Here is a 13,464-nt window from a genome sequence, read left to right as displayed (position 1 = left end):
CCATGGCCGAAAAAAAAGCCTACCCGCTGCGTATCAATGCCGACATCCTGGCGGCCGCGCAGCGCTGGGCCGATGACGAACTGCGCAGCCTGAACGCGCAAATCGAATACGTACTGCGCGAATCCCTGCGCAAAGCCGGGCGCCTGCCCGCGCCAACCCAAACACCCGAGGACGATGCAACGTGAACACCAGCACCCAATGGAAATATCAAGTCATTGAACTGAAAACCGGCCTGATGGGCGGCTTCAAGCTGGAAACCTTGCAGGAAGAATTGGACAAGCAAGGCCGCAATGGTTGGGAACTGGTCAATGTCGTCCATGCCACGCCCACGGTGTCCTCCCCCACCCTCATCTTCAAGAAGGAAGCCTGAGATGCGTCATACATTCATCGCCTCCGTCCTTGCCGCCAGCCTTGCCATCGCCGGTACCAGCCATGCGCAAACTGCCGACCCTGCCGCACTCGCACAGCAAGCCTTGGATGCGCTGGATGCCGGTCACTACGCGCAAGTGGAGCAACTGTTTGGCCCACAGATGGCCGCTGCAGTGCCGGCTGACAAGCTGCAAGCCATTTGGGAGTCACTGCCCGCACAAATGGGCAACGCCAAGGGCCGCGAGCAAGCGCAGGTCAGCGCGCAAGGCGACACCCATTTTGTGCAGATCCCGCTGCATTTTGAAAAAGCCGAACTGGTGGCGAAGTTTGCCATCGACGCCAGCGGCAAAATCGTCGGCTTTTTGATTCAACCCGCGCAATCCACCTCCCCCGCACCTGCGGTGGCCGCCGATGCCAATTTCAGCGAACGCGATTTCAGCGTGGGCGACGGCGAGCGCGCCCTGCCCGGCACCTTGGCCATGCCCAAAGGCAATGGCCCGTTCCCCGCCGTGGTGCTGGTGCATGGCTCCGGCCCGCAAGACCGCGATGAAACCATTGGCCCCAATAAACCCTTTCTGGACATCGCGCGCACGCTGGCCGCGCAGGGCATTGCCGTGTTGCGCTATGACAAGCGCACCAAGGCACGTCCGCAGGATTTTGCCGGCGGCAATTTCGGGGTGGATGATGAAACCACCAATGACGCGGTGATCGCGGTAGATGCGTTGCGCAAGACCGATGACATCGACCCCAAGCGCATCTTCGTGCTGGGCCACAGCCAAGGCGGCATGCTGGCACCGCGCATTGCCGCCGTCTCCGGGCATGTGGCAGGACTGATTCTGATGGCTGCGCCCACGCGCCCGCTGCTGGATATCCTGATCGAACAAAACCGCCGGCTGGCGGCACTCAACGACGGCAAAATCGACGATGCCGAACGCGCCGCGATCAACGCCATCATCGAACAAGTGCGCATCACCCGCGACCCCAAAACCGCTGCCACCAGCCCGACCGTGATGGGCCAACCCGCAGGCTACTGGCGCAGTATCGAGGCAGTGGATGCGGTTAGCGAGGCACAACAGGTGAGGTTGCCGATGCTGCTCTTGCAAGGCGCACGCGATATTCAAGTGGTGGATGCCGACTGGCAGAACTGGCGCGATGCCTTTGCTGACGATGCCGAGGCCACGTTCAAGCTCTACCCCAAGCTCAATCATCTGGGGATTGCCGGTGAAGGCGAAGGTTCACTGGCCGAATACCAGCAACCCGGGCATGTGGATGCACACTTGCTCACTGATGTGGCCGCTTGGGTTAAGCAGCACTGAGATGGCTACCCCACAAGCGCAATCGTTTGCCGTGCCACCGCCGCCCGCTTGGGCGTGGTGGCTACTGGCCGGCTTGGCCGGTCTGCTGCCGCTGGGCATCATCGGCATGCTGGCGCTCTCAGGCAACCCTGCGCATGGCGCAACGCCGGCACTCTTCATCATCCCGATGGTGCTGGCATTGCTGTTGCTCACCATGCGCCGCCGCTCGGTGATGTTGCACAATGGCGTGCTGGAAATTCGCGCCGCACTGTATACGCAGAACGTGGCCGTATCCGAACTGGATACAGAACGCGCACGCATCGTGGATTTGGCAGAGCACACCGAACTCAAGCCATTCATCAAGACCAATGGGTTTGCCACACCGGGTTTCACTGCGGGCTATTTCCGTCTGCGTGAGCATTTCGGCAAAGCCTTCTGCTTGATCACCAACTCCCAGAAAGTCCTGTGGCTGCCGCGCAGAGATGGCAAAACGCAGTATTTGATCAGTCTTGAACGACCACAAGCGCTGCTGGATGCGCTGCGCGCCGGCAATCGCTGACGGCATCCTGCTGGCCCGTTATGCTTGCCCGATGCCGCACCTGCAACCTGCCCCGTTGAAACTCGCGCTGCGCAATACCGACGACATTGAATTATGGCCGGCCAGCCTGCTGCGTGCGCGCAGCAATGCGCACGCACGCTTGTTGGCGCGTGCCCGGCGCGTGTTGCGGCGCAAGCGCGATGGCGTGTACTTGGCCGCCGAATTGGACGATGGCCTGCACGCCTTGGTCCCGGGGCTTGCCCGCGAACCCGGCCTGCGCGCGGCGCAAGCGGCCTTGCGCGATGCCCTGCCGCACACCCGCAACGGTTTGGAGCACGTCATCCGCTTGCCGCTGCATCGCCTGCATGAGCGCTTGCAGTGGCTGGGGCTGGATGTCGAAAGCTACTCGGTGCAGGTGGGTCTGCCGCTGGTGCCAGAGCCCAACTGGCTGGCGTTTGCCGGCTTCGACCAATTTCAGCGTCCGCTCTGGCTGCACATCGACGCCGCGCGCGCATGGCTGCGGATGCAAGCGGCTGCATTGGCCGATGCTGTGATGCTGGACGCCATTTCAGGCTATCGCAGCCACGATTACCAATTGGGAATTTTCGAACGCAAGCTGGGGCGTGGGCTTTCGATGCCGGACATCCTTGCGGTCAATGCCGCACCCGGGTTTTCCGAACACCACAGCGGGCTGGCACTGGATATCGGCACGCCGGACGCAGCGCCCGCCGAAGAGGCCTTCGAAACCACACCCGCGTTTGCGTGGCTGCATAGCCATGCAAGTGCATATGGCTTCGCGATGAGCTACCCCCGCGACAATCCGCACGGGATCATCTACGAGCCGTGGCATTGGCGTTTTGGCGAGGCATGAAAGCGCCCACCATTGCCGAAGCGTGGGCCAGTGGCCGCAATAATTTCAATGCATTGCGCCTTGTCGCAGCATGGATGGTGATCTATGGCCACGCATGGGCGATCACCGGAACTGCTGGCCAGGACGTCATCACCTGGTTGACCCAATTCAAATTCGCCGGCGCAGTCGCGGTCGATCTGTTTTTTGTCATCAGCGGATTTCTGATTGCAGCCAGTTTGCAACGCAATTCCGTGCGCAACTACTTGCAGGCACGTGCATTGCGCATCTTGCCGGCATTGGTGACCTGTGTGGCGCTGAGCGTGTTCGTGCTGGGCCCGCTATTGACGACCGCACGCGACTATTGGCATAGCCCGCAAACGTGGCGCTACCTGCTGCTCAATGCCTCGTTATGGTCTACCACGCACACCTTGCCCGGCGTGTTTGAGCACCTGCCCTACACCGCAGTCAACGGCTCATTGTGGACATTGCCCGGCGAGGCACGGCTGTACTTGGCGCTACTGGTGGCGAGCCTGTGCGGCGTCCTGACCCCCCCGCGCTATACACCGCTGTGGGCGTTGGCCGTGGCTGGCGCGTATGCGTTTGCAGTGTGGCGGCATCCCTTGCCCGAGATGTGGACCAACGCTCTGTGGTGTACCGCGTGCTTCATCACCGGCACCTTGTTTTGGGTCAATCGTACGCGGCTTCGGTTGCAGGTCTGGCCACTATTGGGACTGCTGGCCATCGCCGCCGCCGCACGCGGTACCGTGTGGTTCCATCTGCCATATTTCGCACTGGTCACCTATGGCACGTTGTGGCTGGCCTTGATCCCGACATTGCCGCAAATCCGTCACACCGATCTGTCTTACGGTGTATACCTGTATGGCTGGCCAATGGCGCAACTGGTGCAAACCTACTCGCCAGGTGGCCCGCTGCATAACATGCTGGCGGCCACTGTATTGGCACTGTTGTGTGCGGCGGGTTCGTGGTTTGCCATTGAACGTCCGGCGCTGCAATGGAAGCGGCGTTTGAACGTATCGAATGCCTCAACGCGTTGATGCCAACACGCGCAAGGTCGTGCGCAGCGCGTGCTGCCAATCCGGTGGCGCGATGGAAAAATCATGCTGCAATTTCGCAGTATCCAATACCGAATAGGCCGGGCGCTGCGCTGGTGTCGGGTAATCCGATGTCGAAATAGGGATGACCTGCGGCAGCCGTTGCAACAAGCCCAGTGCATGTGCCTCATGCACAATTGCCTGGGCAAACCCATGCCAGCTGGTTTGCCCGGCACAGACCAGGTGCCAGGTATTGGAACTCTGCACACCTTGCTGCAACAGTTGCGTGCTGGCATCGGCAATCCAGGCAGCGGATGTGGGCGCGCCGATTTGATCGGCCACCACCCGCAAGGCATCGTGCCCTGCCGCCAAGCGCAACATCGTCAGCAAGAAGTTCTTGCCATGTGCGGCATAGACCCACGCCGTGCGCAGAATGGCATGGCGCGCACCACTGTCGCGGATAGCCTGTTCGCCCGCCAGTTTGCTGGCCCCGTACACGCCCAGTGGTGCAGTAACCGCGTCTTCGCGATACGGTTGCGTACTGCATCCGTCGAACACATAGTCGGTGGAATACTGCAGCAGTAGCGCATCTCTTGCTGCACACGCACGCGCAAGTGCCGCAGGGGCTTCTGCATTGATCCGAAAGGCGGCTTCGGCATCGGACTCTGCTTGGTCCACCGCGGTATAGGCCGCCGCATTGACTACCACATCTGGCGACAGTTGCAACACCAGTTCGGTCAATCGCCCGGGCGAATCGAAATCAGCGCTGCATTGCGCGCCCACACCATCACGCGTCGCTACGATGACCTCACCCAGTGTCGGCAGGCTGCGACGCAACTCGCGCCCGACTTGGCCATTACCGCCTAACAGTAAAATTTTCACGGCGCGATGAACTTTGGCAAACGTGCTTCCGCGATGTCTGCCAATACCGGCGCAACGCTGTCCTTGGCCGACAGCGAGACTTCCGCCAGCGGCCAATCAATGGCCAGCTGCGGATCATCCCAAAGCAAGTTGCAATCGCTGTCGCGATCATATGGGGCGGTGCAAAGATAAGTGAAGATGGCGGTATCGCTTAGAGTCAAAAACCCGTGCGCAAAACCTTCTGGGATCCAGAAATGGCGCTTGTTTTCCGCACTCAAGATGGCCGCCACATGCTGGCCAAACGTGGGGGATCCACGCCGAAGATCCACCGCCACGTCATACACCTCGCCAACCAGCACACTCACCAACTTGCCTTGCACATTGTGCGGCCATTGGTAGTGCAGTCCCCGCAGCACACCGCGTTGCGAGTGCGACACATTGTGCTGCACAAACCGTGTCGGCAGACCGTCCTCCGCAAAGCGTGCGGCATTCCAACCTTCGTAAAAATAACCACGCGCATCACCGAACACGGCAGGTTCGATGATCTTGCAACCGGGCAGGTTTGTTTCCATCACTTTCATGCGATGCGTCCATGCTTGAGTAGGCCAAGCAGATACTGGCCATACCCGTTCTTGGCCAGCGGCTGCGCCAGCGCGCGCAACTGGTCGGCGTCGATCCAATGGTTGAAATAAGCGATCTCCTCTGGGCAACACACCCGCAGGCCTTGGCGCTTGACAATGGTTTCGATATAGGTCGAGGCTTCCACCAGGGACTCATGCGTGCCGGTATCCAGCCACGCATAACCACGCCCCATTTTCTCCAGATGCAAACTGCCATCTTCCAGATAGCGCTTGTTGAGGTCGGTGATTTCCAACTCACCACGTGGCGATGGCTGCAACTCCGCAGCGAAATCACACACCCGATGGTCATAAAAATATAGCCCGGTTACCGCGTAATTGGACTGCGGCCGTGTCGGCTTTTCTTCCAGACCCGCCACTTTGCCGGTGCCATCAAACTCGGCCACACCGTAGCGTTCCGGGTCGCGCACCCAATAGCCGAACACGGTAGCACCGGCGCTGCGCGCATCTGCGTGCTGCAGCAATTCGGTGAGTCCGTGACCATGAAAAATATTGTCACCCAGCACCAAACACGACGGGCCACCAGCCAGGAATTCGCGACCGATCAGGAATGCTTGTGCCAAACCGTCGGGACTGGGCTGCGCCGCGTACTCGATGCGCATGCCCCATTGCGTGCCATCACCCAACAAGCGCTGGAATAGTGCCTGTTCGTGCGGGGTATTGATGATCAGCACTTCGCGGATCCCGGCCAGCATCAACACGCTGAGCGGGTAATAGATCATCGGCTTGTCGTACACCGGCAGCAGTTGCTTGCTGATGGCCTGGGTGATCGGATACAGCCGGGTGCCACTGCCACCAGCGAGGATGATGCCTTTGCGGCCGCTGGTCAGCGGGCTCATGCCACCACCCCGATTCTTTCCATGCGATAACTGCCATCCAACACGCGGTTCACCCAATCCTGGTTATCCAAGTACCAATCGACGGTTTGCGCGATGCCGCATTCAAACGAATATTTCGGCTCCCAGCCCAGCTCGTCGCGCAGCTTGCTCGCGTCGATGGCATAGCGGCGGTCATGGCCCGGCCGGTCGGTGACATAGGTGATCTGCGAGGCGCGCGGCTGGCCGTCCTCGCGCGGGCACCGCTGGTCCAGCAGCGCGCAGATGGCGTTGACCACCTCGATGTTCTGCTTCTCCGCATTGCCGCCCACGTTGTAAGTCTCGCCCACACGGCCGGCGGCCAGCACCGTGCGGATGGCTTCGCAATGGTCACTCACAAACAGCCAGTCACGCACTTGCTTGCCATCGCCGTACACCGGCAGCGGCTCACCCGCCAACGCCTTGGCGATGACCAATGGAATGAGTTTTTCCGGGAAGTGATACGGCCCGTAGTTGTTGCTGCAATGGGTAGTCAGTACCGGCAGCCCGTAGGTGTGATGGAAGGCACGCACCAAATGATCGGAGGCCGCCTTTGATGCCGAATACGGCGAGTTGGGCGCATACGCGGTGGTCTCGGTGAACTTGCCGGTTTCACCCAAACTGCCATACACCTCATCGGTGGAGACATGCAGAAAGCGGAATGCGTGCTTGGCGGCAGCATCCGACGCCTTCCAGTAGTCACGCACCGCTTCCAACAGCGCCAGCGTCCCCACCACATTGGTTTGGATGAAGGCTGCCGGCCCGTCAATCGAACGATCGACATGGCTTTCGGCCGCAAAGTTCACCACCGCCTCGGGTCGGTACTCGGCCAGCAAGCGTGCCACCAGTGCGCGATCACCAATATCACCATGCACAAACACATGATGGGTGTCGGCTTCAATTGAACGCAAGGTATCGCGGTTGCCTGCATAGGTCAGCGCATCCAGATTGATGACCCGAATGCCGCGTGCAACTGCTTCCAATACGAAATTGCCACCAATAAACCCGGCACCGCCGGTCACCAGCCATGTTGTCATGCGAACGGCCCTGTCCTTCTATCGTTGCTGCAGTGCAGGCATGCAAGTATCGCCCAAATGCAAGAACCCCGCTGTGGGCGGGGTTCTGCGATGCGCCGATGGCACACTGAAAATTGGTCGGGGTAGCCGGATTTGAACCGACGACCACTTGTCCCCCAGACAAGTGCGCTACCAGGCTGCGCTATACCCCGAGATTGGCCGGCGATTATAGCCGAAAGACATGCTCAGCGGCGCAGCAGTTGCAACACTTCTTCCAGCTCGGTACGCACTTGCCGCACGATCTGGTTGCTCAGTGCCGACTCTTGCTTGGCACCTTCGCCATCCAAGCGCAATCGCGCACCACCGATGGTATAGCCCTGTTCGTACAACAAGCTGCGGATTTGGCGCACTATCAACACGTCATGGCGCTGATAGTAGCGGCGGTTGCCGCGACGCTTGGACGGCTCCAGACTCGGGAACTCGGTTTCCCAGTAGCGCAACACATGCGGCTTGACGTCGCACAGCTCGCTGACCTCGCCGATGGTGAAGTAACGCTTGGCGGGGATCGGTGGAAGTTCGCGATTGCTGCCGGGATCAAGCATGTGCCAGCTCCGCGTTCTGGTTGCTGGACAGCGCTTCAACGCGTTCTTTCAGCTTTTGGCCGGGACGGAAGGTCACTACGGTACGCGCCGTGATCGGGATCTCCTCACCGGTCTTGGGGTTGCGCCCCGGGCGTGGATTCTTGCGCCGCAGGTCAAAATTGCCGAAGCCCGACAGTTTGACCTGCCGGCCCTGCTCCAATGCCTGGCGTAGTGCATCGAAAAACGCATCGACGAATTCCTTCGCCTCGCGCTTGTTCAAGCCGACTTCGTCATACAACTTTTCGGCCATTTCCGCCTTCGTCAACGCCATTTCCGCCCCCTGTCAACCGCGAATCACCGCGCCATGGTTTGCGCTCAGCGCGGCCACTACCTCGGCCACCACGGCATCCACGTCACGATCAGTCAGAGTGCGGGAATCATCTTGCAAAATCAAGGCCATAGCCAAACTCTTGCATCCGCTTTCCACGCCCTTGCCCACATAACGGTCAAATAACTGCAGGTCGCGCAGCTGGTTGCCGGCAGCCTGCCGCACAGTCGCCTGCATCACCGCCCAATGCACGGACTCCGGGACGACAAACGCCAAATCACGCCGCACAGACGGGTAGCGCGACAACGCCGCCGCACGCGGCAGTGGCCGCACCAGCAGCGCATCGAGCTCAAGCTCGAAGCCGTACACCTCGGCATCGATAGCCATCGCCTGCTGCACGCGTGGATGCAGTTGACCAATCCAGCCAATGCACACGGCATCCCCGGCTTCATTCAGGCGATACACCTCGGCGCTGCGGCCCGGGTGTGCAAATGGCTGCGTGGAAGCACGGTACTCCAGTGTTGCGCCTGATATTGCCGCAAGGCTGTCCAGATCACCCTTGATGTCATGGAAGTCGAGCTTGCGCGCAGCCACGCCCCATTGCTCGCTGGCGGCATCACCACAGGCCACGGCGGCAATGCGCCGGGTTTCGATCGGCGCAGCACTGCCCGCCGCAAACGTGCGGCCCAATTCGAACAACCGCACCCGCGATTGCTGGCGTGCGCTGTTGCGCGCCAACGCGGCAGTGAGCCCCGGCAACAAGCGCGTGCGCATCACACCGAGCTCTGCACTCAGTGGATTGGCTAGCGCCACGCTGCCCGTATCCAGCTGCCAATAGGCCAGCAGCGCGGCATCGACAAACGCATAGTTGATCGCTTCCAGATATTCGCGTGCCACCAATTGCCGACGTGTATCGTGTTCGCTGCTGCGGGTTTCCGAGGGTGCGATCAAGCGCGTGGAACCCGCCGGCAGGGTTGCGGGAATCGCGTCATAGCCATGGATGCGTGCAATCTCTTCGACCAAATCTTCTTCGATGGCAATATCAAAGCGGCGTGGCGGCACAGTCACCGTCCAGCCCGCGTCGGTGTATTCCACCGCAAACCCAAGCGCGCCCAACATGCGCGTGACCTCGGCATCGTCCACTTGCGTGCCAAGCACTCGCGCCAAACGCGCACGCCGCAAGCGCACCACTTGCGGCTGCGGCATATCAGACAAACGCGCCACATCCACCAACGGCCCCGGTGTGCCACCGGCGATCTCCAGAATCAGGCGACTGGCGTATTCGATGGCAATCGGCGGAAGCTCAGGGTCCACGCCGCGCTCGAAGCGGTGCCCGGCATCGGTATGCAATCCCAGTTTGCGACTGCGGCCGATGATGGCGGCCGGTGCAAAATGTGCGGCTTCCAGCACCACATTGCGCGTGCCATCGCTCACCTTGGTGGCATCGCCACCCATGATGCCGGCCAGCCCGACCACGCGATCGGCGTCGGTGATGACCAGAAATTGCGCGTCCAATTCGGCGGCATCGCCATTGAGCAGCGTCAAGGTTTCCCCGGCGCGCGCATGGCGCACACCCAGCGGGCCCGTGAGCAAATCGCGGTCATACGCATGCATCGGCTGACCCAGCTCCAGCATGATGTACTGGGTGACATCCACCAGCAGGCTGATCGGGCGCACACCGCTGCGCAGCAAACGCTGCGCCATCCACAATGGCGTTTTTGCGGTTGCATTCACGCCTTCGATCACGCGGCAGCAAAAGCGCGGCGCATCGGCACCGGCGCTCAATTCCACCGCCATCGCTGCGGTTGTCACCGCCGCAACCGGTTCTGCATGCAGCGGTTCTACCTCGCAGCCCGTGGCTGCCGCCACGTCAAACGCGATCCCGCGCACGCCAAAACAGTCGGCGCGGTTGGGGGTGAGTTTGAGTTCGATGCTGGCGTCGGGCAGGCCCAAATAGTCAGCCAGCGGCTTGCCGACCGGCGCATCGTCCGGCAATTCCAGCAAACCCGAAGCATCGGCATCGATGCCCAATTCCTTGGCCGAGCACAGCATGCCGTTGGACGCAACGCCGCGCAGTTTGGCAGCCTTGATGGTCAAGTTGCCCACTTGCGTGCCAATGGTGGCCAGTGGCGCCATCAGCCCTGCACGCGCATTGGGCGCGCCGCACACGATTTGCAGCGGCGCGGCACCGCCAACGTCCACTTGGCAGACCTGCAACTTGTCGGCTTCGGGATGTTTTTCGGCCGCTAGGATTTTGCCCACCACCACACCATCGAGCTGCTCGCCCAAGGTGGTGAGCGCTTCGACTTCCAAGCCAATTGCGGTCAACGTGGCCGCAAGTGCATCACGGCTGGCCGAGGTTTTGACATGCTGGCGCAGCCAGTTTTCGGAGAATTTCATCACAGCACCTCAGGCGAACTGGCGCAGGAAGCGCACATCGTTATCGAAAAACGCACGCAGATCATTGACGCCATAACGCAGCATCGCAAAGCGTTCCACGCCCAAGCCAAATGCAAAGCCGGTGTATTTTTCCGGGTCGATGCCCACGCTTTTCAGCACGTTGGGATGCACCATCCCGCAGCCCAACACTTCCAGCCAGCGCTGGCTGCCATCGGGCTGCTGCCAGGCAATATCCACTTCCGCCGACGGCTCGGTGAACGGGAAATAGCTGGGCCGGAAACGCATATCGAAATCGCGTTCGAAAAACGCACGCACGAATTCGACCAAGGTGCCTTTGAGGTCGGCAAAGCTGGCGTGCTCGTCCACCAACAAGCCTTCCACTTGATGGAACATCGGTGTGTGGGTCTGGTCGGAATCGCTGCGATACACCTTGCCGGCGGCGATCATGCGCAGCGGTGGCGTGCCACCCTGGGCCAACAAGTCCTGCATGTAGCGAATCTGTACGCCCGAGGTATGTGTGCGCAGCAGGCGACCATCGGGAAAATAGAACGTATCGTGCATCGCCCGCGCCGGATGATGCGGCGGGAAATTCAGCGCTTCGAAGTTGTGCCAATCATCTTCAATTTCCGGACCATCGGCCAATGCATAGCCCAGCCGGCCGAAGATGTCGGTGATGCGCTCCAGCGTGCGACTGACCGGATGCACGCCACCGCGTGTGCCATCGCGCCCCGGCAGGGTGACATCCACCGTTTCCAAGGCCAACCGCGCATCCAATGCCGCAGCATCCAGACTGATTTTGCGTGCGGAGAGCGCATCACCGATGGCATCACGTGCACGATTGATGGCCTCGCCTGCGGCTTTGCGCTGATCACCCGGCAACGCACCCAGCGCTTTGAGCTGCGCGGTGATACTGCCGCTCTTGCCCAGCAGTGCCACGCGCAGGGCTTCCAGCGCATCGGGTGTGGCGACCGCTGCGATGTCGGCCAGGGCTTGGGTGGATAACGATTCGATATCGCTCATGAGGTTGTACGGTCCCGTAAACGAACATGGGGAAGGACTTGCGCCCTTCCCCACGTGTTGGTGGCTTGCGCCACCGGATGCATCTGCGTGTGGATCAGCAGCTTACGCCGCCAAAGCGCCCTTGGCCTTTTCGGTCAGGGCAGTAAAGCCCGCCGCATCATGCACGGCGATGTCCGCCAGCACTTTGCGATCCAAGGTGATGCCGGCCTTCAACAGACCGTTCATGAAACGGCTGTAGCTCAGGCCATTGGCGCGGGCTGCGGCATTGATACGCGCAATCCACAAGGTGCGGAAATGACGCTTCTTCTGCTTGCGGCCGATGTAGGCGTACTGCAGAGCCTTCGTCACCGCCTGCTTGGCGACGCGGAAGACTTTGCGACGGGCGTGATAGTAGCCCTTGGCCTGCTTCAGGATTTTCTTGTGACGGGCGCGTGCCGTCACACCACGTTTAACTCGTGCCATGTCTTATCTCCTCACAAATACGGCAGCATGCGGTCCAGGCGGCCCGCGTCCTCGGCACGAACATGGTTCGTCTGCCGTAGGTTGCGCTTGCGCTTGGTCGCTTTCTTGGTGAGGATGTGGCTCTTGTTGGCGTGGCCGCACTTGTACTTGCCGGAAGCGGTCTTCCGGAAGCGCTTGGCCGCCGCCCGATTGGTCTTGATCTTGGGCATTGGGAGTCCTTGCGAAATCAACTAACTGGCTGAGGCGGCAATCTTGCCACGAGGGCGCGATCACGCTTTCCATCCTGCCTTGCCGGTGGGTAAGCCTGTGATTCAGGAGCGAATCAGGGCGGGTCCTGGGTACTGCTGACAACAATTCCGGCGAACCGGGCCGCCAATTATGGCGGGCCACAACCGGATTTGCAATCTTTGTCCTGAACATCCGGACGTTGCGGTGTGCCACACAACGCCACCGCCACTGCCGGGGATTGCGGGCACAAAGCAAGTATCGGGGGTGAGTCAGGCTGCGCGTGCAGACCATTGGTCTGCACGCCCGCCGGTATTCCGGCGGGCAGGACTGACTGCCCGTAATCCCCGGCAGTCGCCCGCGCAAAACCTACTTCTTCTTCGGCGCGATCATCATCACCATCTGCCGGCCTTCCAGGCGCGGACGCGACTCGATGACGATGTCTTCGCCAAGATCCCCTTCAATCCGGGCCGCCATTTCGCGTCCCAGCTCCTGATGGCTCATCTCGCGGCCACGGAAGCGGATATTGACCTTGATCTTGTCGCCTTCGACCAGGAATTCGCGCATCTTGCGCAGCTTGATCTGGTAGTCGCCTTCGTCCGTCACCGGGCGGAATTTGACTTCCTTGATCTCGACCTGCTTGGTCTTTTTCTTGGCTTCATTGGCCTTCTTTTGCAGTTCGAACTTGAACTTGCCGAAGTCCATGATCTTGCAGACCGGCGGATCCGCGTTGGGCTGGATCTCGACGAGATCAAGCTCCTCGTCTTCGGCCATGCGCAAGGCTTCATCACGCGACAGAACGCCGATCATCTCGCCGTCGCTACCAATGACGCGCACGCGCGGCACTCGAATTTCGAGGTTCCTGCGGTTCTGCTTGTTGTCGGGGGTACTGATTGTGGCTGTCTCCAAGGGTTGGCCGTTATCGGCCGGAACGGTCATTGATTCCGGAATCAATGACCGGTTGTTGCAGGGGCG

17 protein-coding genes and 1 tRNA gene are annotated in these 13,464 nt (G+C 60.7%); 6 read left to right on the top strand and 12 right to left on the bottom strand.

Translation table 11 applies throughout. From position 1 onward, the window contains the following. The first annotated feature begins 2 nt into the window (after window positions 1-2). Genes K7B09_RS03465 through K7B09_RS03440 form a run of 6 tightly spaced genes read left to right on the top strand, consistent with a single transcriptional unit; the run spans window position 3 to window position 4,107 of the window. Window positions 3-185, top strand: coding sequence for a type II toxin-antitoxin system antitoxin (locus tag K7B09_RS03465; RefSeq protein ID WP_223626792.1), 183 nt, complete (start codon window positions 3-5; stop codon window positions 183-185). Next, window positions 182-370, top strand: a complete 189-nt coding sequence (locus K7B09_RS03460; protein ID WP_223626789.1) for a DUF4177 domain-containing protein — start codon at window positions 182-184, stop codon at window positions 368-370. Before K7B09_RS03465 ends, K7B09_RS03460 begins: the two co-directional genes overlap by 4 nt. Window position 371: 1 nt before the next feature. Next, the gene (locus K7B09_RS03455; protein ID WP_223626787.1) at window positions 372-1,685 is read left to right on the top strand and encodes an alpha/beta hydrolase; all 1,314 of its coding nucleotides are present in this window, start codon (window positions 372-374) and stop codon (window positions 1,683-1,685) included. Between the two features lies 1 nt (window position 1,686). Continuing rightward, window positions 1,687-2,223: a hypothetical protein gene (locus tag K7B09_RS03450; RefSeq protein WP_223626785.1), complete on the top strand. Its 537-nt coding sequence runs from the start codon at window positions 1,687-1,689 to the stop codon at window positions 2,221-2,223. 31 nt (window positions 2,224-2,254) lie between these two features. Continuing rightward, a complete protein-coding gene (locus K7B09_RS03445) occupies window positions 2,255-3,073 on the top strand; it encodes a M15 family metallopeptidase (protein ID WP_223626783.1) in 819 nt (272 codons plus the stop codon). Beyond that, entirely contained in the window at window positions 3,070-4,107 is a 1,038-nt protein-coding gene (locus K7B09_RS03440) for an acyltransferase family protein (protein ID WP_223626781.1), read from the top strand. Before K7B09_RS03445 ends, K7B09_RS03440 begins: the two co-directional genes overlap by 4 nt. Here K7B09_RS03440 and rfbD read toward each other — a convergent pair. The 12 genes from rfbD to infC form a co-directional block, all read right to left on the bottom strand. Then, the gene (gene rfbD / locus K7B09_RS03435) at window positions 4,096-4,986 is read right to left on the bottom strand and encodes a dTDP-4-dehydrorhamnose reductase (RefSeq protein WP_223626779.1); all 891 of its coding nucleotides are present in this window, start codon (window positions 4,984-4,986) and stop codon (window positions 4,096-4,098) included. The two genes, K7B09_RS03440 and rfbD, sit on opposite strands and share 12 nt — an antisense overlap. Beyond that, window positions 4,983-5,546: a dTDP-4-dehydrorhamnose 3,5-epimerase gene (gene rfbC / locus K7B09_RS03430; RefSeq protein WP_223626777.1), complete on the bottom strand. Its 564-nt coding sequence runs from the start codon at window positions 5,544-5,546 to the stop codon at window positions 4,983-4,985. Before rfbC ends, rfbD begins: the two co-directional genes overlap by 4 nt. Then, complete coding sequence (gene rfbA, locus K7B09_RS03425) at window positions 5,543-6,442, bottom strand: glucose-1-phosphate thymidylyltransferase RfbA (protein WP_223626775.1); 900 nt, start codon at window positions 6,440-6,442, stop codon at window positions 5,543-5,545. The genes rfbC and rfbA overlap by 4 nt, the downstream gene beginning before the upstream one ends. Next, complete coding sequence (gene rfbB / locus K7B09_RS03420) at window positions 6,439-7,494, bottom strand: dTDP-glucose 4,6-dehydratase (protein WP_223626772.1); 1,056 nt, start codon at window positions 7,492-7,494, stop codon at window positions 6,439-6,441. Before rfbB ends, rfbA begins: the two co-directional genes overlap by 4 nt. A 114-nt stretch (window positions 7,495-7,608) precedes the next feature. Next, a tRNA-Pro gene (locus K7B09_RS03415) sits at window positions 7,609-7,685 on the bottom strand. Window positions 7,686-7,718: 33 nt separating this feature from the next. Continuing rightward, the gene (locus tag K7B09_RS03410; protein ID WP_223626770.1) at window positions 7,719-8,075 is read right to left on the bottom strand and encodes a MerR family transcriptional regulator; all 357 of its coding nucleotides are present in this window, start codon (window positions 8,073-8,075) and stop codon (window positions 7,719-7,721) included. Then, entirely contained in the window at window positions 8,068-8,385 is a 318-nt protein-coding gene (locus tag K7B09_RS03405) for an integration host factor subunit alpha (RefSeq protein ID WP_223626768.1), read from the bottom strand. Before K7B09_RS03405 ends, K7B09_RS03410 begins: the two co-directional genes overlap by 8 nt. Before the next feature lie 12 nt (window positions 8,386-8,397). Further along, window positions 8,398-10,782 carry a phenylalanine--tRNA ligase subunit beta gene (pheT, locus tag K7B09_RS03400; RefSeq protein WP_223626766.1) on the bottom strand — a complete coding sequence of 795 codons (2,385 nt, stop codon included), beginning with the start codon at window positions 10,780-10,782 and terminating at the stop codon, window positions 8,398-8,400. 9 nt (window positions 10,783-10,791) lie between these two features. Then, a complete protein-coding gene (pheS, locus tag K7B09_RS03395; protein WP_223626764.1) occupies window positions 10,792-11,802 on the bottom strand; it encodes a phenylalanine--tRNA ligase subunit alpha in 1,011 nt (336 codons plus the stop codon). 102 nt (window positions 11,803-11,904) lie between these two features. After that, window positions 11,905-12,264: a 50S ribosomal protein L20 gene (rplT, locus tag K7B09_RS03390; RefSeq protein ID WP_223626762.1), complete on the bottom strand. Its 360-nt coding sequence runs from the start codon at window positions 12,262-12,264 to the stop codon at window positions 11,905-11,907. 11 nt (window positions 12,265-12,275) lie between these two features. Beyond that, on the bottom strand, window positions 12,276-12,473 hold the full coding sequence (gene rpmI, locus K7B09_RS03385; protein WP_027083463.1) for a 50S ribosomal protein L35: 198 nt from the start codon (window positions 12,471-12,473) through the stop codon (window positions 12,276-12,278). Window positions 12,474-12,858: 385 nt separating this feature from the next. Continuing rightward, a complete protein-coding gene (gene infC / locus K7B09_RS03380; protein WP_223626760.1) occupies window positions 12,859-13,428 on the bottom strand; it encodes a translation initiation factor IF-3 in 570 nt (189 codons plus the stop codon). Between the last annotated feature and the right edge of the window lie 36 nt (window positions 13,429-13,464).

This window comes from Thermomonas beijingensis (genome assembly GCF_020034655.1).
Lineage (GTDB): Bacteria > Pseudomonadota > Gammaproteobacteria > Xanthomonadales > Xanthomonadaceae > Thermomonas > Thermomonas beijingensis.
This window is presented reverse-complemented; position numbering and strand designations above follow the sequence as displayed.

Excerpts from the sequence above, each read along its gene's own strand:
- K7B09_RS03440 (WP_223626781.1), top strand. The coding sequence starts at position 3,070 with ATGAAAGCGCCCACCATTGCCGAAGCGTGGGCCAGTGGCCGCAATAAT.
- pheS (WP_223626764.1), bottom strand. The coding sequence starts at position 11,802 with ATGAGCGATATCGAATCGTTATCCACCCAAGCCCTGGCCGACATCGCA.
- K7B09_RS03410 (WP_223626770.1), bottom strand. The coding sequence starts at position 8,075 with ATGCTTGATCCCGGCAGCAATCGCGAACTTCCACCGATCCCCGCCAAG.
- rfbA (WP_223626775.1), bottom strand. The coding sequence starts at position 6,442 with ATGAGCCCGCTGACCAGCGGCCGCAAAGGCATCATCCTCGCTGGTGGC.
- rplT (WP_223626762.1), bottom strand. The coding sequence starts at position 12,264 with ATGGCACGAGTTAAACGTGGTGTGACGGCACGCGCCCGTCACAAGAAA.
- K7B09_RS03445 (WP_223626783.1), top strand. The coding sequence starts at position 2,255 with ATGCCGCACCTGCAACCTGCCCCGTTGAAACTCGCGCTGCGCAATACC.
- rfbC (WP_223626777.1), bottom strand. The coding sequence starts at position 5,546 with ATGAAAGTGATGGAAACAAACCTGCCCGGTTGCAAGATCATCGAACCT.
- K7B09_RS03405 (WP_223626768.1), bottom strand. The coding sequence starts at position 8,385 with ATGGCGTTGACGAAGGCGGAAATGGCCGAAAAGTTGTATGACGAAGTC.
- K7B09_RS03465 (WP_223626792.1), top strand. The coding sequence starts at position 3 with ATGGCCGAAAAAAAAGCCTACCCGCTGCGTATCAATGCCGACATCCTG.
- rpmI (WP_027083463.1), bottom strand. The coding sequence starts at position 12,473 with ATGCCCAAGATCAAGACCAATCGGGCGGCGGCCAAGCGCTTCCGGAAG.
- rfbB (WP_223626772.1), bottom strand. The coding sequence starts at position 7,494 with ATGACAACATGGCTGGTGACCGGCGGTGCCGGGTTTATTGGTGGCAAT.
- K7B09_RS03450 (WP_223626785.1), top strand. The coding sequence starts at position 1,687 with ATGGCTACCCCACAAGCGCAATCGTTTGCCGTGCCACCGCCGCCCGCT.
- infC (WP_223626760.1), bottom strand. The coding sequence starts at position 13,428 with ATGACCGTTCCGGCCGATAACGGCCAACCCTTGGAGACAGCCACAATC.
- K7B09_RS03455 (WP_223626787.1), top strand. The coding sequence starts at position 372 with ATGCGTCATACATTCATCGCCTCCGTCCTTGCCGCCAGCCTTGCCATC.
- pheT (WP_223626766.1), bottom strand. The coding sequence starts at position 10,782 with ATGAAATTCTCCGAAAACTGGCTGCGCCAGCATGTCAAAACCTCGGCC.